Below are 23051 nucleotides of genomic sequence, written 5' to 3' on the forward strand. Positions count from 1 at the left end.
AGTGACGCAGATGGTTGCAAGCGCTTGCAGCAGATGGGGCAGGGGATGCCGGACAAGCTCGACGACGTGGCCCGGCTCGCGGGCGTCTCGGCCGCCACCGTGTCGCGGGCCCTGCGCGGGGTGCCCGGGGTCGCCGAGCGCACGCGGACCCGGGTGCTCGCGGCCGCCGCCGAGCTCGGGTACGCCATCTCGCCCGCCGCGTCGAGCCTGGCCACCGGCCGGACCGGCACGGTCGGCGTGATCGTCCCCTACGTCGACCGCTGGTACTTCGCGCGCCTGATTTCCGGGGTCGAGCGGGTGCTGCGCGACGCCGGGCTGAGCCTGCTGCTCTACAACCTCGGCGACGAGCCGGGCCGTGCGCGGTTCTTCGCCGGCCTGCCGCTGCGCCGCCGGGTCGACGCGGTGCTCGTGCTTTCCCTGCCGCTGACCGAGGTCGAACGCGAACTGCTGCGGGGGCTCGGCACGCCGCTAGTCACCGTCGGCACCGAGGAGCCCGGCGCGGACTCCGTCGGGATCGACGACCACGGGGCCGCGGTCACGGCGATGCGCCACCTCGTCCAGCTGGGCCACCGCGAGATCGCGTTCATCGGCGAGAGCGCCCCGGTCCCGCTCGGGTTCACGACGCCGTTGCGGCGGCTGGCGGCGTACCGCGAGGTCTACCGCGGGAGCTGCCGGGAGGACGGCCGCGTGCCGGAACCGGCGTTCGAGACCGGCGGCGGGTTCACCGTCGCGGGCGGGGAACGGGCGATGGGTGAGCTCCTCGGCCTGCGCCGCCGTCCGACGGCGGTGTTCGCCGCGTCGGACGAAATGGCGTTCGGCGCGTTGCGGGCGCTGCGCCGGGCCGGGCTGCGGGTGCCGGAGGACGTCTCGGTGCTCGGGTTCGACGACCACGACCTCGCCGACCTGCTCGAGCTGAGCACCGTCGCGCAGCCCGTCGCCGAGCTGGGCGAGCGGGCCGGGCGGCTGATCCTGGCGCGATTGTCGGGCGGAAAAATCGCGACATCGCCGTCGATTCTCGGGACACGCCTAGTCCTTCGCGGCAGTACCGCACCGCCACCGAGGCGTTGACCTGCGGTTTTTCCGGCGTTGCTCTGTTCGGTCGATTGCGGCCTACTCGATCTTTAGGTCAAATAATCGCCGACAAGGATTAATCGCCGTGAGGAGCTGGCTGTGCACTGGGGGTCCGTGCTCGAAGAAGGCGGGGCGGGGATGGTCCGCCCGTACTTCCGCACCCATGGCCGCACGCGTCCGACCCGCGACCTTCCGATCGAGACGCTCGTGTCGATCACCCAGCGGGGGCGGGCGGTCGTGCGGGGGAGCACGACGGAGGAGACGGAGATCTGCGCGCTGCTGCGGACCTCCCAGTCGGTCGCCGAGGTCGCGGCGCGGCGGCGGATCCCGCTCGGGGTGGCGCGGGTCCTGCTGTCGGACCTGGCCGACCGCGGGCTGGTCGCGGTGCACACCGCCCGGCGCGGCTCGGGCAACCGGCCGAGCCTCGAGCTGATGGAACGCATCCTGCACGGCCTCAGCCGGCTGTGAACCCCCGGATCAGGCGGGCGAACCCGGCCGGCTGATCCAGCGGCAGCAGCGTGTAGCTGTCGGCCACTTCGACGAGCTTTCCCTGGGGTAGCAAGGCGGCCAGCCGCTCCCCGTGCTCCGGCGGCATGACGCGGTCCTCGCTCGCCCAGACCACCAGGGCGGGCCGGTCGAACGCCGGGAGCCGGCCGGCCACTTCGAGCAGCACCCCCGGAGCCGCGGCGAAAGCCCGCAGCACGCGAACCGTGTCCCGCCGGATGTCCGCCTGGCTCAGCAGCGGCCGGAGCCAGCCCGCGGACACCGCGTCACCGCGTTTGGTCAGCCACCCGAACGCGATCGGGAGCCGGCGCACCGCGCGCACTCTCATTTGCTGCATGAACAGCCCGAACAGCCCCGGCGACAGCTTTCCCGTCAGGAACAGCGTCTTGCCGGTGAGCCCGGGCGGGAAGTTGTCGAACGCGTCGCACGACGCCAGCACGACCCGGCTCACCCGCGGGTCGCCGTCCGCCATCGCCAGCTGGACCAGCGCCCCGCCGGTGTCGACGCCGACCAAGGTCACCTCGCGCAGGTCCAGGCGCTCGAGGAACTCCGTGAGCACGGCGGCGATCCCGGGCAGCGAGAGGTCGGCGCCGGGACGCATAGCGTGCCGGTGGGCGCCCAGCGGCAGCGTCGGGACGACGCACCGGTAGTCCGTCAGCGACGCGACCGTGCCGTCCCACAACGTGCCGTCCATCAGCAGGCCGTGCACGAAGACGAGCACCGGGCCCGGCCCGCCCGTGTCGGTGTACTCGACGGTGCCCGCCCCCAGCTCGATCTCCATGCCAGAAGTGAACCACGCGGTTCACAAAGTGTCGAGGGCTTCCTCCCGCTCGACCGCGCGCAGCAGCGCCTCGAACCCGGCGGCCGCGCCGGCGCCGTCCGCGCTGGTCAGCAGGTCGACGAGGAAGCCGCGCAGGGTCGCGAGGATCATCGACGCGACCTCGAACTTCCGCTGTTCCGGCCACTCCGCCGGGCAGAACGACACCAGCGTCGGCAGGTACTGCTGCGACGCGCCGTGACCGAGCGCCGCGTACCGGCCCGGGTCGTACATCGCCAGCCCCATCGCCTGGTCCAGCACGCGCCGCAGCTGCGTCTCCTCGTCGCGCAAGCTCACCCACGCGGCCCGGACGCGGTCGGTCAAGGTGGCGGGCGACGCGGCGATCGCCGTCAGCGCGTTGCCGATCCGCCGTTCCCGCAACGCGAAGACCACTTGCCGGAGCAGGTCTTCGACGCCGTCGAAGTGGTAGAGCAGCACCTTGTGCGTCGTCCCGGCCGACCGCGCCGCCCGCCGCAGCGAGAAGTCGACGAGGCCGTTCTCGGCGACGTCGTCGGTGACCTTCGCCAGCAGCTCCCGGCGCCGGGCCTCGCCGCGGGCCGAGCCGGTCGATCGCCGGTAGCCGGTAGCGTTGTCCATGGCGGACAGCTTGGCACGGGGAGGGGACGCCGATGCGGGTGCTGGTGACCGGCGGCAACGCCGGGATCGGCTACTTCGTCGCCGAACAGCTGGCCTCGGCGGGCGCGGAGGTGGTGATCGGCAGCCGTGACCCGGCGAAGGCGGAAACCGCGAAGACCGCCATCCGTTCGCGAGTCTCCGGGGCGAAGGTCGGCCACGTCCGGCTCGACCTCGCCGACCTGGCCCAGGTCGCCACCGTCGACCCCGGTCCGCTCGACGCCGTCGTCTGCAACGCCGGGGTCATGCTCGACCACCCGCCCCGCCGGGAGACGCCGGCCGGCCACGAGCTGATGTTCGGCATCAACCACCTCGGCCACTTCGCGCTGGTCGCCCGGCTGCTCCCGGTCCTGGCGCCGGACGCGCGGATCGTCACCACCGGCAGCTTCGCGGCGAAGTCCGCGAAGCTCGACTTCGCCGACCTCCAGAGCGAACGCGACTACGTCCCGAAGCGCGCGTACGAGCGCTCGAAGCTGGCCCAGATGCTCTTCGCGCTCGAACTCGACCGGCGGCTGCGCGAAGCGGGCTCGAAGCAGCTGAGCGTCGTCGCCCACCCCGGCGGGGCGCTCGACTCGCTGACGCCGTCGCGCCCGCCGGTGCACGTCCGCACCACCGGCCAGTGGCTGCGCGGCCTGCCGGCCCGGGCCCTCCTGCAGGGCAAGGACGCCGGCGCGCGGCCCGCCGTCCGCGCGGTCTTCGGCCCGGACGTCACCGGCGGCCAGCTGTGGGGCCCGCGCGTGGTCGGGCTGCGCGGCCGGCCCTGCCTGGAACAGCGGTGGGCGAACCTGACCGACGACGCGGCCGCCGGGCGCCTCTGGGCGGAAAGTGTCGCGCTGACCGGAGTGGACCCGCTGGGCTGACTGCACAGCTTCGAGGTCTCGACTGTGCACATCGCACGGTGACGTCGCCAAGAGCGCTGCTTACGGTGCGGGGAACCGTTTCCCCTTCCGAATAGGAGGTCGGCGTGGCCTCAACAGTCGGTGTCGATGACTATGCCCTCACCACAGTGCCGGACCACGCCCGGTACTCGTGGTGGTCGGTCGCCGTCCAGCGGTTCGGCCAGGTGTCCGCCCTGTCCCAGTTCCTGCTCGGAGCCACCGTCGGCTTCGGGATGAGCTTCTGGAACGCGGTCCTGGCGTTCACGCTCGGCTCGGTCATCCTGGAGCTCATCACCATCCTCGTCGGCGTCATCGGCGTCCGCGAGGGCCTCTCGACGTCCATGATCGCCCGCTGGACCGGCTTCGGCCGCGGCGGCTCGGCGCTCATCGGGCTCGCCATCGGGATCAGCCTCATCGGCTGGTTCGGCATCCAGTCCGCGGTGTCCGCGCAGGGTCTCGTGTCGCTCATCGGCGGCCTGCCGGAGTGGGGCTGGGCGCTCGTGTTCGGCCTGATCGTCACCGCGATCGTGGTGCGCGGCTTCCACTCCATGGCCTGGACGGCGTACTTGACCGTGCCGGCCTTCCTGGTCCTCGTCGGCTGGTCGGTCATCTCGGAGCTGACCCGCCACGACCTCGGCGCGCTCGTCTCCTCGGCCCCGCCCGGGCCGGCGCTGAGCCTGCTGCAGGGCACCACGCTCGTCGCGGGCGGCTTCATCGTCGGCGCCGTCATCACCCCGGACATGACCCGCTTCAACCGCACCACCGCCGACGTCGTCAAGCAGACGCTCGTCGGGATCACCCTCGGCGAGTACGTCATCGGCCTGTCCGGCGTCCTGCTCGCGCACGCCGTCGGCAGCGCCGGCATCACCACCATCGTGACGTCGTCGGTCGGCTGGGTCGGCCTGCTCATCGTCATCGCCGGCACGATCAAGATCAACGACTGGAACCTGTACTCGTCGGGCCTGGGTGTCGTGAACTTCATCGGCACGGTGTCCGGGCGCAAGGCCCACCGCGGCCTGGTGACGGCGGTGCTCGGCGTCGCGGGCAGCCTGCTCGCCGCGGCCGGGATCCTGGCGAAGTTCACCGACTTCCTGACCGTGCTCGGGGTCGCGTTCCCGCCGATCGCCGGGATCATGGTCGCCGAGTACTTCGTCGTGAAGAAGTGGCGCGGTGATCTGGAATCCGCCCGGGCGCGGGGAACCGTGCCCGAGGACGCGCCGGTGTGGGTGCCCGCCACGATCGTCGTCTGGGTCGCCGCGGCGCTGTTCGGCGAGTTCGTCGAGTGGGGCCTGCCGAGCATCAACTCGCTCGTCGTCGCCTTCGTCCTGTACGTCGTCGCCGGGAAGCTCGGGCTCGTGCGGGGGATCGGCAGCAGCCGGACCGCCGACGCCGAGCCCGCTCCCGCAGTCTGAAAAGGAGAACCCTTCGTGCGCATCGGCATCGACGTCGGCGGCACCAACACCGACGCTGTCCTGCTCGACGGCCGTCAGGTGCTCGCCTCGGTCAAGACCAGCACGACCGCGGACGTCACCTCGGGCATCGTCGCCGCGATCGACGGCCTGCAGCGGCAACGCGCGTTCGACCCGGCGGCGGTGCGGGCGGTGATGATCGGCACCACGCACTTCATCAACGCGCTCGTCGAGGCCCACCGGCTCGCGCCGACCGCGGCCGTGCGGCTGAGCCTGCCGGCCGGGGCGTCGCTGCCGCCGATGGTCGACTGGCCGCAGCGGCTCGTCGACGCGGTGTCGGGGCGCAGCTACCTGGTCCACGGTGGACACGAGTTCGACGGCCGGCACATCGCGGAGCTCGACGAGAGCGAGCTGCGCAAGGCCGCCGACGACATGGGGGCGGCCGGGGTGCGCAGCGTCGCGATCACCTCGGTCTTCTCCCCGGTCAACGCCGAGTTCGAGGCCCGTGCGGCCGAGATCATCGGCGCGCAGCTGCCGGACGTGGCGATCTCGCTGTCCCACGAGATCGGCCGGATCGGGTTGCTGGAGCGGGAAAACGCGACGGTGATCAACGCGGCGCTGCGCGAGCTGGCCGCGCACATCGTCGACGGGCTGTCCGCGTCGGTCACCGGCGCGGGCATCACCGCGCCGCTGTACCTGAGCCAGAACGACGGCACGCTGATGGACGTCGACTTCGCCCGCCGCTACCCGGTGGCGACCTTCGCGTCGGGGCCGACGAACTCGATGCGCGGCGCGGCCGTGCTGTCCGGGTTGGACACCTGCGCGGTGGTCGACGTCGGCGGGACGACTTCGGACGTCGGTGTGCTGCGGCAAGGGTTCCCGCGCGAGGCGACCACCGACGTGAGCGTCGCGGGCATCCGGACCAACTTCCGGATGCCGGACGTCCTCTCGATCGGCATCGGTGGCGGCAGCCGGGTACGCGGGAACGTCACCGTCGGCCCGGACTCGGTCGGCTACGAGCTGACGTCGAAGGCTCTGGTCTTCGGCGGGGACACGCTCACCGCGACTGACATCGCGGTCGCCGCCGGGCGCGCGGAGATCGGTGACCCGTCGCTCGTGGCGCATTTGGACAAGTCGCTGGTCCGGGCAGCGCTCGATCGCATCGCCGCCGATGTGTCCGATGTGGTCGAACGGATGCGGACGTCCGCCGAGCCGTTGCCGGTGGTCGCCGTCGGCGGTGGTTCGGTGCTGCTGCCGGACGAACTGGCCGGCTGTGGTGAAGTGCACCGGCCCGAGAACTACGCCGTGGCCAACGCGATCGGCGCGGCCATCGCCCAGATCGGCGGCGAAGTCGACCGCGTCTACGTGATCGAGCCCGGCCGTCGCGAGGCCGTCGTCGACGAGGCGAAGCAGGAGGCCGTCGACCGGGCGGTGGCGGCCGGGGCGTCGCCGGCGTCGGTCGGCATCGTCGACTTCGACGAGGTGCCCATCCCGTACCTGCCCGGCAACGCCACGCGCATCCGCGTCAAGGCCGTCGGCGACCTGCAACTGGGGGCGTGATGCGCGAGATCACCGAGCACGACCTCGACGACGTCGCCCGCGGTGCCGCCATCCTCGGCACCGGGGGCGGTGGCGACCCGTACATCGGGCGGCTGCTGGCGGCCTCGGCGGTCCGCTCGTACGGGGCCGTGCCGCTGGTTCCGCTGGACGAGGTACCGGAAGACGCCGTCGTGCTGCCGGTCGCCATGATGGGCGCGCCGACGGTCATGGTCGAGAAGCTCCCGTCGGCCGAGCAGGTCGGGCTGGCCGCCCGCACGCTCGCCGGCTACCTCGGCAAGGAGCTGACGCACATCGCGTGCGCCGAAGCCGGCGGGGTCAACTCGCTGATCCCGGTCGTCGCGGCCGCCCAGCTCGGGTTGCCGCTGGTCGACGCCGACGGCATGGGCCGGGCCTTCCCGGAGCTGCAAATGGTTTTGCCGACTTTGTACGGCATCCGCGCGACCCCGATGTCCATCGCGGACGAGAAGGGCAACCGCGGGGTACTGGACACTGTGGACAACCGGTGGGCGGAGCGGCTGGCCCGGTCGGCGACCATCGACATGGGCTGCTCGGCGATGATCAGCAACTACGCGATGTCCGGGGCCCAGGCCCGGGAGTCGCTGGTGCCCGGCACGCTCAGCCTGTGCGCCGAGCTGGGCGCGCTGGTCCGGGCCGCGCGGGCCGCGCACGAGGATCCCGTGGCCAGGGTCGTTTCGCGGCTGGGCGGGCGGCGGCTGTTCAGCGGCAAGGTCGCCGACGTCGCCCGCCGGACGGTCACCGGGTTCGCCCGCGGTGAAGCCCGGCTGTCCGGAATGGACGACGACACCGGCGCGGAGCTGGTGCTGCGCTTCCAGAACGAGCACCTGGTGGCCGAGCGCGACGGCGCCGTCCAGGCTTCGGTGCCCGACCTGATCTGCACGCTGGAACGCGAGTCCGGCGAGGCTGTGACGACCGAAGGGCTGCGGTACGGCCAGCGCGTCACGGTGATCGCCGCGCCCGCCGACCCGCGCTGGCACACGCCGGAGGGCATCGCGCTGGCCGGGCCGCGGTACTTCGGCTACGACATCGACCCGATCGGAGCCGCCGGGTGAGCTGGACCCTGACCGAAGCCGACCTGCCCGACCTCGCCCGCGGTGCCGCCGTGCTCGGCACCGGCGGCGGGGGCGACCCGTACGTCGGGCGGCTGCTCGTGCGCGAGGCCATCCGCGAGCACGGGCCGATCACGATCCTCGACCCGTCCGAAGTGGACGACGACGCCCTGGTCATCCCGACGGCGCAGATGGGCGCGCCGACCGTCGTGCACGAGAAGCTGCCCAACGGCGCCGAGCCCGTGCTCGCCCTGCGGACGTTGGAAGAGCACCTCGGGAAGCGCGCGGACGCGACCATGCCGATCGAGTGCGGCGGCATCAACTCGATGATCCCGCTGATCGTCGGGGCCCGGCTCGGGCTGCCGGTGGTCGACGCCGACGGGATGGGCCGGGCGTTCCCCGAGCTGCAGATGGAGACCTTCGGCGTCTACGGCGTCACCGGGTCGCCGATGGCCATCGGCGGCGAGCGCGGCGAGACCACGGTGATCGACACCGGCGCCGACAACAAGCGGATGGAGTGGCTGGCCCGGGGCGTCACCATCCGGCTCGGCGGCGTCGCGCACATCGCCGAGTACGCGATGAGCGGCGCCGACGTGAAGCGGACCGCGGTACCGCAAACGCTTTCGCTGGCGTTGACCGTGGGCCGGACGATCCGGGAGGCACGTTCGGCGAACGAAGATCCGGTCGACCGGCTGGCTTCGGCGTTGCGCTCGACGCCGTACCAGCACCTGCGGGTGCTCTTCCGCGGGAAGGTGTCCGATGTGGAGCGCCGGACCGAAGCCGGCTTCGCGAGGGGCCGCGCGGCGGCGGTGTCGTTCGACGGTGCGAGCAAGCTGGAGATCCTCTTCCAGAACGAGAACCTGCTGGCCACTGTGGACGGTGCCGTGCGGTGCCTCGTCCCCGACCTGATCTGCGTGCTGGAGGCGTCGACCGCCGAGCCGATCACCACCGAGACGCTGCGGTACGGCCAGCGCGTCACCGTCGTCGGCATTTCGACCCCGCCGTTGATGCGGACGCCGGAGGCGCTGGACACCTTCGGCCCGGGCGCGTTCGGGCTGCCGCACGACTTCGTCCCCGTGGAGGAGATCGGATGAGCCTGGCCGGGAAGCACGTGGTGATCGTCGGCGGCGGCTCGGGCATCGGCCTCGAAGTCGCCCGGCGGGCCACCGCGGCGGGTGCGTCGGTCCACCTCGGCGGGCGCACGGCCGAGAAGCTGTCGACGGCGGCCGAGGAGGTGGGCGCGACCTGGCAGGTCGTCGACAGCACCGACCAGGACTCCCTGGCGGCGTTCTTCGGCGCGCTCGACCGCGTCGACTGCCTGTTCACGCCCGGCGCGTCCTACACGGTCGGGCCCCTGCGGGAGCTGAGCGACGAGGACGCGGCGAGCCCGTTCGTGACGAAGTTCTGGGGGCAGTACCACGCCGTCAAGCACGCGGTGCCGCGGCTGGCCCCGGACGCGTCGATCGTGCTGATGTCCGGGGCGGCGAGCGTCCGGCCGCCGGGGGCGGCGCCGGCGTACGTCGCCTGCAACGCGGCGGTCGAAGGGCTCGGGCGCGGGCTGGCGGTCGAGCTGGCCCCGATCCGGGTGAACGTCGTCGCGCCCGGGACGATCGACGGCAACCTGTGGGCCGGGCGGCCCGCCGACGTGCGGGAGGCGAGCTTCGCGCAGTACCGCGCCGACACGCTGCTGCACCGCGTCGGGAAGGAGTCCGAAGTGGCCGATGCGGTGCTGTACCTGTTCGGCAGCACGTACACCACCGGGTCGACGCTCTACCCCGACGGTGGCTACGCCCTGCGCTGAGCTCGTCTACTGTGGTCAGTCATGCGCATCACCGCCGGTGACGTGGCCGCCCTCGAACGCGGGGTGGCCCTGCTCGGGTCCGGCGGTGGCGGGGACACCGTCACCGCCGCCGTGCTGCTGCGCCGGTTGCTCTCCGAAGGCCGTTCGCTCGTCGTTTCGCCGGTCGCCGAACTGGCGCCGTCGGCCCGGGTGGTGCCGATCGGGGTGGTCGGCGCGACGGCGGCGTTCACCGAGAAGCTGCCGGGCGGCGACGAGTTCGCGTCCGCGGTGGCGGCGATCGAGCGGTGGACGGGCGAGCGCGCCGACGCGCTGATGTCCATCGAGATCGGCGGGCTCAACGGGCTGCTGCCGCTGGTCGTGGCCGACCAGCTCGGGCTGGGGTACGTCGACGCGGACCTCTCCGGCCGCGGGCTGCCCCGGCTCGACCAGTTTTCGGTGGCCGCGACCGGCCGCGGGGTGGCACCGGCGGCGCTGGCCGAGCCCGGCGGGCAGGTGGTGGTGCTGGCGGCCGGTTCCGACGTGGTGATCGAGCGGGGCACGCGGGCGTTCCTGGCCAGCTCGGGCGGGTGGGCGGCGTTCGCGCTGGCCCCGATTCCGGCGGGCGAACTGGCGTCGTGTTCGGTGACGGGGACGACGAGCGGCGCGCTGGCGCTGGGCCGCCGGGTGCTCGCGGCGGGGGAGAGCCCGGCGCGCTCGGTTCTCGAAGAGGCGTTGGCGGGCTCGGTGCTGGCGCGTGGCCGGGTCCTGGAGGTGGCGCGGCACCCCGGCCCCGGCCGGCACGGCAGCCCGGGGTTCGGCCGCGGGAGCGTCACGCTGGCCGACCACCGCGACGGCGCGTTGGTCCGGCTGGAGATGGAGAACGAGTACCTGCTGGCGTTGCGGGACGGTTCGCCGGTGGCGTCGACGCCGGAAGTGCTTTCGGTGCTGGACCACCGGACGGGGGTCCCGGTGTCGTGCGACGCGATCCGCGCGGGGGTGGAGGTGGACGTGGTCCGCTTGGCGGCGGCGGAGTTCTGGACCGACCCGCGCCGGTTGCCGGTGCTGCAGCCGAGGGCGTACGGCATCGACTGCGACCCGGTGGGCCTGCCGTGAGCCAGCGCCGAGTAGCGCCCCAATGTGGCCTTGGTTGCGTCCGACGCACCGAAGGCCGCCTTGGGTGCGTCAGACGCACCGAAGGCCACATTGGGGCGCTTCGGCCGGCGGGTGGGTTCCCGTGAGCCTGCGTCGAGTTCTTTCCCTGCCCCGGTGGGCCGAGCACGTCCGCGTGCTCGCCGGCGCCTCGGGACTTGACCGTCCACTTGCGACCGTTCAGGCCACTTTGGACCCTTCACACCGGCCCGCCCCCGGGGAACTCACCGTCGTCGCGCGGCCGGTCGCCGGGACCGACTGGCAGATCGATGCCCTTCTCCGCCGCTGTGCCGATGCCGGGGCCACCGCCGTCCTGCTCTCCGGGACCGAGCCGCTCAGTGCGTCGCGGCTTCTTGCCGACCGGCTGGGCGTTCCGCTGCTCGCCACCTCGGCCGCGCCGCTCGATCTGCTCGTCGAGGCGCGGCTGCTGCTCGCCGCGCCCGAACTCGACCGGGCCGACCTCCTGCTCGCAACGCACCGCGCGCTCGGGGATCGGCTTCGGCCGCCCGAAGAGGTCGCCGCCGTGCTGCGGCGGTTGCTTCGGTCGCCCGTCGCCGTGCTCGATGACCGTGGAGTTCCCCTTGCCGGGGAGGTCGGCGGGCGCGTCCGGCTGGACGAAGCCGTGCCGCAGCGGGCCGAGCTCGAGGACGGTGTCCTGCTCGCCCACCCCGTCCTGCTGCAGCGGCCCGCGATGTGGCTGGCCGCCGAGCTGCGGGGGACCGAGGCGGCGCGCGCCGACGTCGTCCCGCCCGCGCTCGCCGTCGCCGCCGGGGCCCTGCAACGGTGGCTGCTGGCCAACCGCCTCGAGCTGGAACGCGACGCGCGCTCGCGCACCGCGCTGCTCGGCGACCTGCTGCGCCTGGACACCGAACCGGGCGCGGACCTGCGCCGCCGGGTCGCCGACGCCGGCTGGCGGCTCGGCGGCTGGCACGTCGGGCTGCACCTCGGCGTCCCGGCGGCCGTCGACACGGTCGCGCGCACGCAGGAGGTCATGCGGGCGCTGGACGTCGAGGCCGTCGTCGAGCACGGCGACGGCTGGACCGGCTGGGTCACCTTCGACCACGAACCCACGGCGGAGCGCGTCCGCGCGCTCGCGACCCGGCTCCAGGCGGCGCACCGGACGTTGCGCCTGGGCGCGCACATGGGCGTCGGGCGGCCGCACCCGCGTCCGGAAGGGCTCGCCGCGACGGTCGCCGAAGCCCTCGACGCCGCCCGGCTGGCCGCGACCCGGCCCGAAACCGGCCACTTCCTGCACGTCGACCAGCTCGGCATGGCCCAGCTGCTGCTGGAATGGACCCGCACCGACACGTTCGAGCCGGCCGCGCGAGCCCTGGTGGCGCCGCTGCGCTCGGTGCCGGGCGACCTGGTCCGGACCCTCGCCGCCTACCTGGACGCGGAGTCGTCGATCGCCGAGACCGCCACGGTGCTGGGCGTGCACCGCAACACCGTGGCGGCCCGGGTCACGCGGATCGAGCAGCTGCTCGGCGTGGACCTGTCCCGCCCGGACGAGCGGCTGGCACTGCACCTCGCGTCCCGGGCGGTGATCCTCGCGGGGGAGTGACTAGTCGTCGTCCCCGCCACCGGTGACGTTCCCGACGCTGGCGGGCACGCCCTTGATCATGTCGACGACGGTCTTGCCCGCCAGGCCCGACTTCCCGAACCACGGGTCGGTCATGATCTTGATGGCCGACTCGAACTTCTCGGCGCCTTCCTTGCCGAAGACCTTGCCGAGCTCGTGCACGGAGAAGTTGCTGATCTTGTCGAACTTCTGCATGATCTCGGGCGTGACGCCGTCCACTTTGGACAGCTTGTCCTTGATGACGTTGGTCATCTGGTCGGTGAACGGCTTGTGCGGCTTGGGATCCGGGGCCGGCGTGGGGTCCGGAGTGGACGAAGACGGCGCGGGATCGGGCTTCGCCGGCTCGGGTTTGGGTTCCGGCTTCGGCTCAGGGGTCGCCGACGAGGATGACGGCGCGGGTTCCGGCTTGGGCTCGGGCTTGGGTTCGGGTTTCGGTTCCGGGGTGGCCGACGAGGATGACGGCGCGGGTTCGGGCTTGGGCTCGGGCGTGGGTTCGGGTTTCGGTTCCGGCTTGGGTTCGGGCTTGGGTTCCGGGGTGGCCGAGGACGGCTTGGGCTCCGGGGTGGCCGACGAGGATGACGGCGCGGGTTCCGGCTTCGGCTCGGGCTTGGGCTCGGGCTTGGGTTCCGGCTTCGGTTCGGGCTTCGGTTCCGGCGTGGCCGAGGACGGCTTCGGTTCCGGAGTGGCCGACGACGGCTTCGGCTCCGGCGTCACGTCCGGCTTCGGCGTCACCGGGGGCTTGGGGGTCGGCGTCGGGGTCAAGCTGCTCGTCGGGGGCTTGACCGCCGCGATCTCGTCGCCCGCCTTGCCCATCTTCGCCAGCGCCTTCACGAGGTCGCCCAGCTTCTTCGCCAGCTGCATCAGCTTCGTGCCGATCTTGCCCAGCGCCGTGGCGACCGTGCCGATCGTCGTCGTGATGAACAGCGCGATCGACGCGCCGAACGTCACCGGGGCCAGCGCCGCCGCGATCAGCGCTCCCTTGATGATCGTCGCCAGCAGCATCGCGATCAGGTCGCGCAGGATGCCGCGGAACGCGCCGACGATGCCGCCGGCGATCATCATGTTCTTGCCGGCCTGGTCGAGGTAGCCGCCGAGGGACGTCAGCTGCTCGGTGACCGCGTCCATGTCCTTCTTGAACTGCTCCGCGGCCTTGCCGGACCAGTCCTTCATGAGCGTGTCGAGGGCCTCCTGGTGCTGCTGGGACCACCCCTCGAGCTTCTTCTTCTCGGCCTTCAGCGCCTCGCTGGCCGCCTGGATGCCGATGGGGTCGCCCATCAGGATGTCCAGCGGCCACCGCAGGATCGTGATGTGCTCGATGAGCCAGCCGATCCCGGCCGTGAGCAGGCTGCCGATCGGGTCCAGCACGAGCCCGATGGTCTCCAGCGCCATGCCGGCCGCGCCGATGCCGATCGCGACCTGGTCGTTCTCCTTGACGGCCTTGTCCAGGCCGACCGCGGCCTCGAAGAACCCGGCCCCGGCCGCGGCGTTGTCCTTGTTGAACAGCTCCGAGCCGTGGAGGCTGACGTCCTTGCTCTGGTAGTCGTCGCCCACTATTCGAACCTCACGATCGAGTCGACGGCGTCCTGTTCACCCGACTGGTAGCGCTTCGCCGCCTCGGCGACCTTGTCCGAGAACTCGCCGATGGTCTTGGCGTAGTCCCCGAACTGGTGGTGCGCCTTGTCGGTCCACGTGCTCGCGCCCGCCGCCATCAGCTGGCACGCCGGGTTGATGCCGAACATGCCCGGGTCGCAGACCATGCCGCCGACGAGGTCCGCCGTGCTCTGCAGGTTGCTCTGCAGCTCGTCGAGGTGCTTGCCGAAGTTGGCCAGGGGCTCGGAAGAGACCCGGAAGCCGCCGCCGCTCACCAGGGGTTCGATTCGTCGTCGAAGCGGTCGTCGGCCTGGGGACGGCGACGCGGGGCGGGACCACCGGACGGCGGTGCGGGCGGCCGCGCCGGGGGAGCGGCGGGCGGTGGCGGGGTCCGCTCGGGCTCGGCGCTCTCCGGCGCCGCGAAGTCGCCGTCCGGCGGCGGGTCCGGCGGCAGGAACGACCGGACCATGTCGGTCGACTCGCCGTCGCCGTTGATGGTGGCGAACGAGTCCGCGACCGTGCGGGCGGTCCGGCGCTGAGCTTCCCGCACCGTGCCCATGATCGCCGCGGTCAGCCGCGCCGGGCCCAGTTCACACGCGCGGTGCCCGAGCTCGAGGTTCGTGAGCGCGCCGTTCGGCGCGAGCGTGACGGTGACCGCGCCGTCGCGGGAGCGGACGGTCGCCCCAGCGGCGGAAAGCGCTTCACTCAGCGCCGCCGCTTTCGACTGCATGTCCCGGACCTGCCGCTCGAGCAGCAGCTGGAAGTCCTCGCCTGGCCCCAGGTTCGGTTGCACGAATTCGACTCCTCGCCACGCCGGGGTGCGGGGCACCGGGCCCCTGATCGCGCCAGATTAGCGCACACCGGACATTCATCCAGCGCTCGTCCGCAGTATGCCTGGAGGACTCCCCGATGTTGCCCGCGAATGCCCTCGATCGGGTTGACCCGGACCGCGCTCCGGGTTGCACGATCGGGTCCATGACACGATTGGACGACTACCGGGCACTCGGCCGCTCGGGGCTGCGGGTGTCCCCGCTGGCGCTGGGCGCGATGACCTTCGGCACCGGCCCCTTCTGCGCCGACGACGACACCGCGCGGAAGGTCTTCCGCGCCTACGTCGAGGGCGGCGGCAACTTCGTCGACACGGCGGACAACTACGGCGCCGGCCGGAGCGAGGAGCTGGTCGGGGAGTTCCTCCGCGACGTCGATCGCGACGACGTCGTGCTCGCCACCAAGTACTCCGGGCCCGAGTTCCGGGACGGCCGCCCGCACTCGGACCCGCGCCGGCGCAGCAACGGGCGCAAGAACATGGTCGCCTCGCTGGAGGCGTCGCTGCGGCGGCTGCGCGTCGACCACGTCGACCTGTACTGGCTGCACATCTGGGACGGCCGCACCCCGGCCGAAGAGGTCATGGCGGCGTTCGACGACCTCGTGCGCGCGGGCAAGGTCCGCACCGTCGGGCTCAGCGACGTCCCCGCTTGGTACGCGACGAAGGCGGCGATGCTCGGCGGGCCGCCGGTCACCGCGCTGCAGCTGGAGTACTCGCTGGTCGAGCGGGCGATCGAGGCCGAGTACGTGCCGCTGGCCGGCGAGTTCGGCATCGCGATCCAGCCGTGGGGTGCGATCGGAGGCGGGTTCCTGTCCGGCAAGTACACCCGCGACGGCGCGGGCAGCGGACGGCTCACCGGCGGCGCGGCCTTCCGGGCCCTGCCCGAGTCGCGCTGGGCGATCATCGACGTCGTCCGCGAGGTCGCCGGCGAGGTGGGCGCGACCCCGGCCCAGGTGGCGCTGCACTGGGTGACGCGCCGCCCGCGGATGCCCGCGCCGCTGATCGGCGCCCGGTCACCGGAGCAGCTCGCCGAAACCCTCGGCGCGCTCGAGCTGGACCTCACCGACGCCCAGCTCGACCGGCTGACCGGAGTCAGCGCGCCGGAACTGCCGTTCCCGCACGGCATCCTGGCCCGGCTCAACGCGGGCTTGCCGCGCTAGCCGCGGCCCCGGTGGCCGCCGCCGTCGTCGGCCGCGGTTTCGGCGTGCGGCTCGCCGTCGCGGCACGTGACCGCCACCCGGTTCTCGGCCTGGTCGCTCTCGAACTTCACCGACGCGGTCGTGGCCGGGCCGCGCGAGACGTCGTCGGTGTGGAAGCCGGGGGCGGGGCTCCAGGAGTTCAGCGTGATCAGGTTTCCCGCGCAGGTCGCGACGATGCTGCCGCCGGGCACGGTCAGGCCGCGCGGCGCCGGGGCACTCGACGGCGAAGTCATCGGCGGTGCCGACGCGGTGCTCGAGGGCACCGTTTCCAAGGCACGGGCGACGTCGCCGGCGGACAACGGCTGGTTCTGCGGGCCGAGGATGCCCGCGCCGACGACGTCGAGGGCCACCGTGCCGGCGCCCGCGGTCACGGCGGCGGCCAGCAGCCAGCCGGCCGCCATCAGCACTCCGCGCCTGTTCACGCGTCCACTGTGCCATCCGGGCGGGTTAAGGCGCGGCTAAGAGCGCCTTAGCGTTCGCCAGGAGACCGGCGACGCGGCTTCGCGTGTGTAGCCTCGGCGATCATGGCGACCGTGCTGCTCGTCGAGGACGACCCGACCATCCGCACGGCCGTGCTGCGCGCGCTCACCGAGCGCGGGCACGCGGTGACGTCCGCGCCGACCGCGATGGCCGGGCTGCAGGCGGCCGTCACCGACCGCCCCGACGTCGTGCTGCTCGACCTGGGGCTGCCCGACCTCGACGGCCGCGAGGTCCTGCGGATGGTGCGGGCGGTCAGCGCGGTGCCGATCATCGTGGTCACCGCCCGCGGCGCGGAGGAGGAGATCGTCCGGCTGCTCGACGCGGGCGCCGACGACTACGTGGTCAAGCCGTTCGGCGGCGCCCAGCTCGACGCGCGGATCCGCGCGGTGCTGCGGCGCGCCGAACCGGAGGAGACGCACGAGCCCGTGGTCGTCGGCGGCCTGTCGGTCGACGCGCGGACGCGGCAGGCGTCCCTCGACGGCGCGCCGCTGGACCTCACGCCGCGCGAGTTCGACCTCCTGCACTACCTCGCGAGCCGCGCCGGGACGGTGGTGAGCAAGCGCGAACTGCTCGCCGACGTCTGGAAGCTGCCCTACGCGGGGGCGGACAAGACCGTGGACGTCCACCTGTCGTGGCTGCGGCGCAAGCTCGGCGAGACCGCGCAGGAGCCGCGGTACCTGCACACCGTCCGGCGCGTCGGCGTCCGGCTGGCCGAACCGGGGGCCGGGGCGTGAGGAAGCGGCTCGCGGTGCTGGTCGCGGCCGCGATGAGCCTGGTGCTCGTGGCGTTCCTCGTGCCGTTGGCGATCCTGCTGCGGTCGGTCACCGCGGACCGCGCGGTCACCGCCGCGACGGCGAAGGCGCAGTCCCTGACGTCCCTGGTGGCGACGTCCGACGCGGCGGCGCTGCGGCCGGCGGTCGACCAGCTCAACACGACCGCCGGGCACCCGGTGACGGTGTTCCTGCCGGACGGCACCGTGCTCGGCGCGCCCACCCCGCGCACGCCGGGCGTCACGCTGGCCGCGGCGCAGGGCGGCAGCCTCACCGTCGAGGACGCCGCCGGCCGCGAAATCCTCGTCGCGGTGCAGGGGCTGCCGCGCGGGACGGCCGTGGTGCGGGCGTTCGTGGACCGCGCCGAGCTGACCCGCGGGCTCGGCTCGGCGTGGCTGGTACTGGCCGGGCTCGGGGTGGTGCTGCTGGCGCTCGGGGTGTTCGTCGCCGACCGGCTGGCCCGCTCCATCGTGCGGCCGGTCCACGAGCTCGCGGCGGTGTCGCGGCGGCTGGCCGAGGGAGATCTCGACGCGCGGGCCGTGCCCGGCGGGCCGGGGGAGGTGCGGTCGGTGGCGGCGGCGCTCAACTTCCTCGCCGCGCGGATCCGGGACCTGGTGCGCCAGGAACGCGAGGCGGTGGCCGACATCTCGCACCGGCTGCGGACGCCGCTGACCGTGCTGCGGCTGGACGCCGAGTCGTTGCGGGATCCGGCCGAAGCCGACCGGATCACCGGCCACGCGGAGAGCCTGGAGCGCCAGGTCACGGCGTTGATCGACCAGGCCCGCGCCCGGGACTCGGCGCCCGGCTCGGGCGACGCGGCCTCGGTGGTGGGCGAGCGGGCGGAGTTCTGGTCGGTGCTGGCGCAGGACCAGGCCCGCGCGGTGACGGTCGAGGTAGCGCCGGGCCCGCTGCCGGTCGCGGTCGGGCCGGCCGAGCTGGCCGCGTGCCTGGACGCCTTGCTGGGCAACGTCTTCGCGCACACGCCGGAGGGCACGGGGTACGCGATCCGGCTGACGGCGACGCCCGAGGGGGCGCGCCTGGAGGTCTCGGACGAGGGGCCGGGGTTCGACCTCGACGACGTCGAGCGCGGCGCGAGCGGCGCCGGGTCGACGGGGCTCGGGCTCGACATCGCGCGGCAGACGGCCCGCGCGTCCGGCGGGACGTTCACCGTCGGGCGCGGGCGGCCGCGCGGGGCGCTGATCGTGCTGGAGCTCGGGAAGCCGTTAGGGATGCCTTAAGCCGCGCGCAGCGCGCCGCTAGTGGTGGGTCCGCGAAGCTTCTTTCGTTGCCAAGGAACGAAAAGGAGCAGGACATGCGCAAGATTCTGGTGATCGCGGCGGCCGGCGCGGCGCTGGCGGTGGGCGGGACCACGGCCGCCCTCGCGCAGAGCGGTGCGGACGACGGCACCCGGGTGCCCGCCTCCACCACGACCGAACCGACGGCCGCCACCGAAACCCCGAGCAGTGGCGAGGCCACGGAAACGAGCCTTCCGGCGCCGAGCACGAACTCGAGCGTGCCCGCGCCGACGACGTACCCGACGCGAACCCACGACTTGGGCGACGACCGCGGCGGCCGTCACGCGGAGCCGGGGGACGACCACGGCGGCCGGGGTATCGAGCCGGGCGATGACCACGGCGGTCGCGGGAACGAGGCCGGCGACGACCACGGCGGCCGTGGTGCCGAATCCGGCGACGACCACGGCCGGCACCACGAGGGCGGCGACGACCGCGGCGGCCGCGGCTGACCGACCGTCCACTTCGGACCGAAGGTGCGGCACCACCACGGGAAGGTGCCGCGCCTTCAGGACCGGGCGGCCTGCGCGGTCCGTTCGATCTCCGCGCACCGCTCGGCCCAGAACTCGCGGTCCCGGGCCGGGGCGCTGGTCGCCCCGTCGAGCTGCTCCCGGAGGATGTCGGCGTGCCCGGCGTGCCGGTTCGTTTCGGTTAGCACGTGCACCATGACGTTGAACAGCAGCACGTCCGGCCGCGGCCACCACGGGACGTGGCCGGGCGCATCGACGGGGAGCGCCGCGATCGTCGCGTCGGCGTGCTCCGCGGCGCGGTGGAACCGGCCGATGATCTCCGCGCGCGACTCGTGCTCGGTCGCCCAGAAGTCGCGGCCGCGCGCCTCGACGTCGTCCCAGCGGGGCAGCGGCTCGGGGAACGGCCGGCCGAACACCTCGCCCAGGTACCGCGTCTCCCACAGCGCCAGGTGCTTCACCAGCCCGAGCAGGTTGGTCCCGGTCGCGGTCAGGGGACGGCGGACGTCGTACTCGCTCAAGCCCTCCAGTTTCTCCAGCACGGCCTCGCGGGCCTCGCGCAGATCGTCGTGCAGGTACTGCTTCGCGAATTCGTCGATCACGACGTCCAGCTTGCCAGGATCAGCCCACCGGCACCCCGCGCACCGCGACCGGCCCGCGGGTCGGGTCCAGCTCCGCGGCCTGGTCGACCCCGGACGGTGTCAGCACGTCGACCGCCTTCGGGGCCGTCGCCGGGTCCGCCGCGCAGATCGGCGCCGTCCCGCCCGCGGCGCAGAGGCCGAACGTGTACTGGCCCGCCGTCGGCGTGAACGGCCGCGCCTGGTCGGGGGAGTTGCCGTCCTGGCCGGTCAGCACCACCGCGAACGTCCAGCCGGCGCCCGGTGTCCCGAACGCCGACTTCGCGACGCTCACCGTGATGTACCGCGTCGCCTGCGAAGCCTGCACCGAGGGCGTCGCCAGCGTCGCGCCCGAAGCGTCGACGAGCGCCGGGTCGGCGAAGCCCTGGACTTCGATGCGGCGGCTCCACGCGTCGGAAGCCGCGATCGTGTACGCCCGGCTCGGGAACGGCGCGGCGGTCGACGTCGCCGTCGCGGCCGGGTCGTGCGCGTAGATCGTCAGCAGCTGCGCGCCCAGCGGGGAGCCGAACGTCGGCGTCAGATCGCGGATCTGGGCGCGGAACACGAGGTTCGTACCCGAGTCGATGACCTGGAACCGCTGCAGGTCGAACGCGCCGGCGTGGAAGTCCCCGGCCGTCGGGTAGGTGTAGGTACCCGGCCCGTTGTCGTCGCCGTCCGGGTCCGGCGTGTCCAGCAGGACCGTGCCGGTGACGAAGTCCGAGCTGATCGTCTTCTGCGCGTACCCGGTGCCGGAGCCGGTGGTGGCGGTCGCCGTGACGACGTTCGCGCCCAGCGGCGTCGGCACGGTCGCGGCGAAGTTCCCGTCGGCGGCGGCCCGCACCGACAGCACCGATGTCGTGCCGGTGTCGGTGTTCGAGACGGCCAGGTCGACCTGGCTGCCCGCGGGCGCGGTGCCGGTGAGCGCCGCGGTCTCGGTGGACACCGACGCCGGCGCGTCGAGCGTGACGGCCAGCGCCGCGGGCGGGGCGTGCGTGACGTACCGGGCGCGGACGTCGGCGGGCTGCTCGGGCAGGCGGCCGTCGTCGAGGGCCCGGGCCAGCCGGACCGACTGCGACTGCGCCCAGCTCAGCGGCGCGACCGAACCGGCCGGCTGCCCCGGCGCGAAGCCGATCGACGCCGTGCGCGGGTCCGAGCCGTAGGGCGACGCGGGCACGGCCGGGTTTTCCCACGTCTGCTCGGGAATCAGCCCGGTGCCGCCGGTCTGGGCCCGCATGGCGCGCAGCAACGCCGCCGCGCCGGCGCGGTCGCCGGTCTGCACGGCCTGCTCGCCGCGTTCGCCCGCGAGCACCGGCCAGAGGTGGCCGGACCCGGTGTTCGGCCCGGGCCACGGCGCCCCAGTCGGCGCGCAGTTCGTCGGGTCGGGCTCGTAGCAGTCGCCGTAGCCGTCTTCGCTGCCCGCCGCGGAAGTCCCGTAGCGGTACCAGCCCGGTCCGGCCGGGGTGTCGCGCTTGATCACCCGGTCGACGACGCCGAGCGACGCGGCGACATCCGCGTCGTTCGCGGGCAGCACGCCGAGACGGGTCAGCTCGAGGAACCCGGCGTCGACGACCGCGCGCTGGTCGGCGTCGACCGAGCCGTTGCCGAGGTTGTAGAACCACTCCGAGTTCGGGTCGCCGTTCTTCGTCAGGCGCAGGAAGTACCGGCCGCCGTACGGCCCGTTCTGCGTCACGGTCCAGCCCTTGACGCTGCGCTGGAAGTGGTCGGCGGTGGCCCGGTAGACGCGGGCGCGTGCACTGTCGCCGTTGCGGTCGGCGATCACCCCGGCGGCGACGAGCCCGGCAATCTCGGCGGCGATCGTCGAGGGGGAGTAGCCGCCCTGCTCCTCCCAGCGCTCGGAGCCGAACGCCGGGCCGTGCGCGACGACGAAGTCCGCGGCCGCGCGGATGTGATCGGTGTAGAGCGTCCGGTCGCGATCGAGCCCCGCCTGCAGCGCCATCAGGATCGGGTACGCGCTCTCGTCGAGCTGGTCGCCGCCGGAGTCGGGGGCCTTCTTGCCGTTCAGCATCGAGTTGCGCGGGAACCGGCCGTCGGATTGCTGCTGGCGGCCGAACAACCACCGCACGCTCGCTCTGGCCGTCTCGCGGTCACCGGCGGCGAGCAGGCCCGAGAAGCTTTCGTAGAGGTCGCGGGCGAAGATCTCGCGGTACGAGCCGAAGTAGACGGGCTTCCCGCCGGGCGCGTCCCCCGCGGACACGGCCTGCCCCCACGGGCTGCCGAGCGACGCGACCACCGCACCGGGGAACGTCTTGTCCTCACTGGCCTTCAGCACGTTGACCGACTGGAAGTATGCGTCCGAATCCTTGCCGCGCACGGGGATCAACCCGTTGTCGTAGTCGCGCCAGCCGCGCGCGTACTCGCGGTAGCTCTGGTCGAACGGCGTGCGCAGGCTCGCGCCCGCGGTCTGGACCGCCGCGCGCGCGTCGGCGCCGAAGCCCAGCGCCAGCACGGCCGGGCGGCGCGGCTGCAGGTCCAGCTGCGCGGTCTGCACGACGTTGCCGTTCACCGCGGACGCCGTCCGGTCGGTCAGCCGGTGGTCGCGGTCGAGCTGGGCCAGCCCGTCGCCGGGCGTGCCGACGAACCCGCTGGACGTGCTCAGGAACCGGCGGTCGGCGCGCAGCGCGGCGGCCAGCGGGGTCCCGTAGTCGCGGGCCGGCGCGCTGGACACCGTGTTCGGATCGGCGCTGACCAGCGCGGACGTCGCCGCGTCCACCGAAGCCGTGTCCCCGCCGCCGTTCGCCGGGCCACCACCGCCGTTGCCGTTGATGCTCGCGTCGAACCGCACGTACACCTTGAGGTCGCGGCCGGACCCCTGCAGCGGGTCGAGCCGGGTCCGGATGAGCACGCCGGTGCGCGCGGGGTCGGTCAGGTACTCGGTGACCAGCCGGTACTTGCCGGAGCGCGGGGTCGACGTCACCTCGCAGGCCATCCCGCCCGCGCTCGTGCGGACGGTGTAGGTCATGTCCCGCGCCTGCAGGTCGGTGAACGAGCGGCCGTCGGTGACGGCGAACTGCAGCGTCTCGACGTTCGTGTTGTCGATCACCGGCGCGTAGACGTCGGACAGCACGCCGCCCGCGACCGTGAACCACGCCTTGCTGCCGGTGTTGCGGGCGGTGCCCAGGCAGTCCTTGCGCGCCAGGCCGAAGTGCGAGAGCGCACCCGGTCCCGGGTCCGGCGCCGCCGCGGCGGCCGGGACGGGGAGGAGGGCGGCGGCCAGCACCGCGCACAGCACCGCGGACGACGTCGACCGAGTCATCGGCACATCCGATCACGCCTGCTCGCGGCGCACCAGGTCCGAAAGCAGCAGCGGACGCCGTTACCCGTGATTGAGAAACCGGACCGGTG

22 protein-coding genes are annotated in these 23051 nt (G+C 73.3%); 14 read left to right on the top strand and 8 right to left on the bottom strand.

The annotated features are described in order from the left end of the window. The first annotated feature begins 45 nt into the window (after positions 1-45). Both ACERZO_RS17390 and ACERZO_RS17395 read left to right on the top strand, forming a co-directional pair. Positions 46-1068 carry a LacI family DNA-binding transcriptional regulator gene (locus tag ACERZO_RS17390; RefSeq protein WP_372665709.1) on the top strand — a complete coding sequence of 341 codons (1023 nt, stop codon included), beginning with the start codon at positions 46-48 and terminating at the stop codon, positions 1066-1068. A gap of 102 nt (positions 1069-1170) precedes the next feature. Beyond that, positions 1171-1539 (top strand): DUF742 domain-containing protein, encoded by a 369-nt coding sequence (locus ACERZO_RS17395; protein ID WP_364467177.1) that lies wholly within the window; start codon positions 1171-1173, stop codon positions 1537-1539. On the opposite strand, the gene ACERZO_RS17400 is transcribed toward ACERZO_RS17395, so the two are convergent. Both ACERZO_RS17400 and ACERZO_RS17405 read right to left on the bottom strand, forming a co-directional pair. Then, a complete protein-coding gene (locus tag ACERZO_RS17400; RefSeq protein ID WP_372665710.1) occupies positions 1526-2356 on the bottom strand; it encodes an alpha/beta fold hydrolase in 831 nt (276 codons plus the stop codon). The genes ACERZO_RS17395 and ACERZO_RS17400 overlap by 14 nt on opposite strands. Positions 2357-2377: 21 nt before the next feature. Continuing rightward, a complete protein-coding gene (locus tag ACERZO_RS17405) occupies positions 2378-2989 on the bottom strand; it encodes a TetR/AcrR family transcriptional regulator (protein WP_372665711.1) in 612 nt (203 codons plus the stop codon). Positions 2990-3021: 32 nt separating this feature from the next. On the opposite strand from ACERZO_RS17405, the gene ACERZO_RS17410 reads away from it, so the two are divergent. The 8 genes from ACERZO_RS17410 (at position 3022) to ACERZO_RS17445 (ending at position 12429) form a co-directional block, all read left to right on the top strand. After that, positions 3022-3885 (top strand): SDR family NAD(P)-dependent oxidoreductase, encoded by an 864-nt coding sequence (locus ACERZO_RS17410; RefSeq protein WP_372665712.1) that lies wholly within the window; start codon positions 3022-3024, stop codon positions 3883-3885. 104 nt (positions 3886-3989) lie between these two features. After that, complete coding sequence (locus ACERZO_RS17415; protein ID WP_372665713.1) at positions 3990-5315, top strand: purine-cytosine permease family protein; 1326 nt, start codon at positions 3990-3992, stop codon at positions 5313-5315. Between the two features lie 15 nt (positions 5316-5330). Then, on the top strand, positions 5331-6872 hold the full coding sequence (locus tag ACERZO_RS17420) for a hydantoinase/oxoprolinase N-terminal domain-containing protein (protein WP_372665714.1): 1542 nt from the start codon (positions 5331-5333) through the stop codon (positions 6870-6872). Then, positions 6872-7942: a DUF917 domain-containing protein gene (locus ACERZO_RS17425; protein WP_372665715.1), complete on the top strand. Its 1071-nt coding sequence runs from the start codon at positions 6872-6874 to the stop codon at positions 7940-7942. Before ACERZO_RS17420 ends, ACERZO_RS17425 begins: the two co-directional genes overlap by 1 nt. Further along, a complete protein-coding gene (locus ACERZO_RS17430) occupies positions 7939-9033 on the top strand; it encodes a DUF917 domain-containing protein (protein ID WP_372665716.1) in 1095 nt (364 codons plus the stop codon). Before ACERZO_RS17425 ends, ACERZO_RS17430 begins: the two co-directional genes overlap by 4 nt. Beyond that, entirely contained in the window at positions 9030-9740 is a 711-nt protein-coding gene (locus ACERZO_RS17435) for an SDR family oxidoreductase (RefSeq protein WP_372665717.1), read from the top strand. Before ACERZO_RS17430 ends, ACERZO_RS17435 begins: the two co-directional genes overlap by 4 nt. A gap of 21 nt (positions 9741-9761) precedes the next feature. Then, entirely contained in the window at positions 9762-10832 is a 1071-nt protein-coding gene (locus ACERZO_RS17440; protein ID WP_372665718.1) for a DUF917 domain-containing protein, read from the top strand. Between the two features lie 121 nt (positions 10833-10953). Then, the gene (locus ACERZO_RS17445) at positions 10954-12429 is read left to right on the top strand and encodes a helix-turn-helix domain-containing protein (protein ID WP_372665719.1); all 1476 of its coding nucleotides are present in this window, start codon (positions 10954-10956) and stop codon (positions 12427-12429) included. On the opposite strand, the gene ACERZO_RS17450 is transcribed toward ACERZO_RS17445, so the two are convergent. From ACERZO_RS17450 to ACERZO_RS17460, 3 genes are read right to left on the bottom strand one after another with little or no spacing between them, the layout of a single operon-like run. Next, the gene (locus tag ACERZO_RS17450; RefSeq protein ID WP_372665720.1) at positions 12430-13998 is read right to left on the bottom strand and encodes a WXG100 family type VII secretion target; all 1569 of its coding nucleotides are present in this window, start codon (positions 13996-13998) and stop codon (positions 12430-12432) included. Next, complete coding sequence (locus ACERZO_RS17455) at positions 13998-14312, bottom strand: hypothetical protein (RefSeq protein ID WP_372665721.1); 315 nt, start codon at positions 14310-14312, stop codon at positions 13998-14000. The genes ACERZO_RS17450 and ACERZO_RS17455 overlap by 1 nt, the downstream gene beginning before the upstream one ends. Then, positions 14309-14830 (bottom strand): YbaB/EbfC family nucleoid-associated protein, encoded by a 522-nt coding sequence (locus tag ACERZO_RS17460; RefSeq protein ID WP_372665722.1) that lies wholly within the window; start codon positions 14828-14830, stop codon positions 14309-14311. Before ACERZO_RS17460 ends, ACERZO_RS17455 begins: the two co-directional genes overlap by 4 nt. Before the next feature lie 182 nt (positions 14831-15012). Between ACERZO_RS17460 and ACERZO_RS17465 the strand changes: the two genes are divergently transcribed. After that, complete coding sequence (locus tag ACERZO_RS17465) at positions 15013-16023, top strand: aldo/keto reductase (protein WP_372665723.1); 1011 nt, start codon at positions 15013-15015, stop codon at positions 16021-16023. Here the strand turns inward: ACERZO_RS17465 and ACERZO_RS17470 are convergent. After that, positions 16020-16484 (bottom strand): hypothetical protein, encoded by a 465-nt coding sequence (locus tag ACERZO_RS17470; protein WP_372665724.1) that lies wholly within the window; start codon positions 16482-16484, stop codon positions 16020-16022. The genes ACERZO_RS17465 and ACERZO_RS17470 overlap by 4 nt on opposite strands. A gap of 102 nt (positions 16485-16586) precedes the next feature. On the opposite strand from ACERZO_RS17470, the gene ACERZO_RS17475 reads away from it, so the two are divergent. The 3 genes from ACERZO_RS17475 to ACERZO_RS17485 all read left to right on the top strand — a co-directional run bounded on the left by ACERZO_RS17475 (position 16587) and on the right by ACERZO_RS17485 (position 19056). Further along, the gene (locus tag ACERZO_RS17475) at positions 16587-17276 is read left to right on the top strand and encodes a response regulator transcription factor (protein WP_364461209.1); all 690 of its coding nucleotides are present in this window, start codon (positions 16587-16589) and stop codon (positions 17274-17276) included. Next, positions 17273-18550: a sensor histidine kinase gene (locus ACERZO_RS17480; RefSeq protein WP_372665725.1), complete on the top strand. Its 1278-nt coding sequence runs from the start codon at positions 17273-17275 to the stop codon at positions 18548-18550. The genes ACERZO_RS17475 and ACERZO_RS17480 overlap by 4 nt, the downstream gene beginning before the upstream one ends. A gap of 74 nt (positions 18551-18624) precedes the next feature. After that, positions 18625-19056 carry a hypothetical protein gene (locus tag ACERZO_RS17485; protein ID WP_372665726.1) on the top strand — a complete coding sequence of 144 codons (432 nt, stop codon included), beginning with the start codon at positions 18625-18627 and terminating at the stop codon, positions 19054-19056. Positions 19057-19112: 56 nt separating this feature from the next. Here ACERZO_RS17485 and ACERZO_RS17490 read toward each other — a convergent pair whose 3' ends face one another. Both ACERZO_RS17490 and ACERZO_RS17495 read right to left on the bottom strand, forming a co-directional pair. Further along, entirely contained in the window at positions 19113-19673 is a 561-nt protein-coding gene (locus tag ACERZO_RS17490) for a DinB family protein (protein WP_372665727.1), read from the bottom strand. Positions 19674-19692: 19 nt separating this feature from the next. Beyond that, complete coding sequence (locus tag ACERZO_RS17495) at positions 19693-22962, bottom strand: glucodextranase DOMON-like domain-containing protein (RefSeq protein WP_372665728.1); 3270 nt, start codon at positions 22960-22962, stop codon at positions 19693-19695. Between the last annotated feature and the right edge of the window lie 89 nt (positions 22963-23051).

The sequence above is a fragment of the Amycolatopsis kentuckyensis genome (assembly GCF_041679295.1).
GTDB lineage: Bacteria > Actinomycetota > Actinomycetes > Mycobacteriales > Pseudonocardiaceae > Amycolatopsis > Amycolatopsis kentuckyensis_A.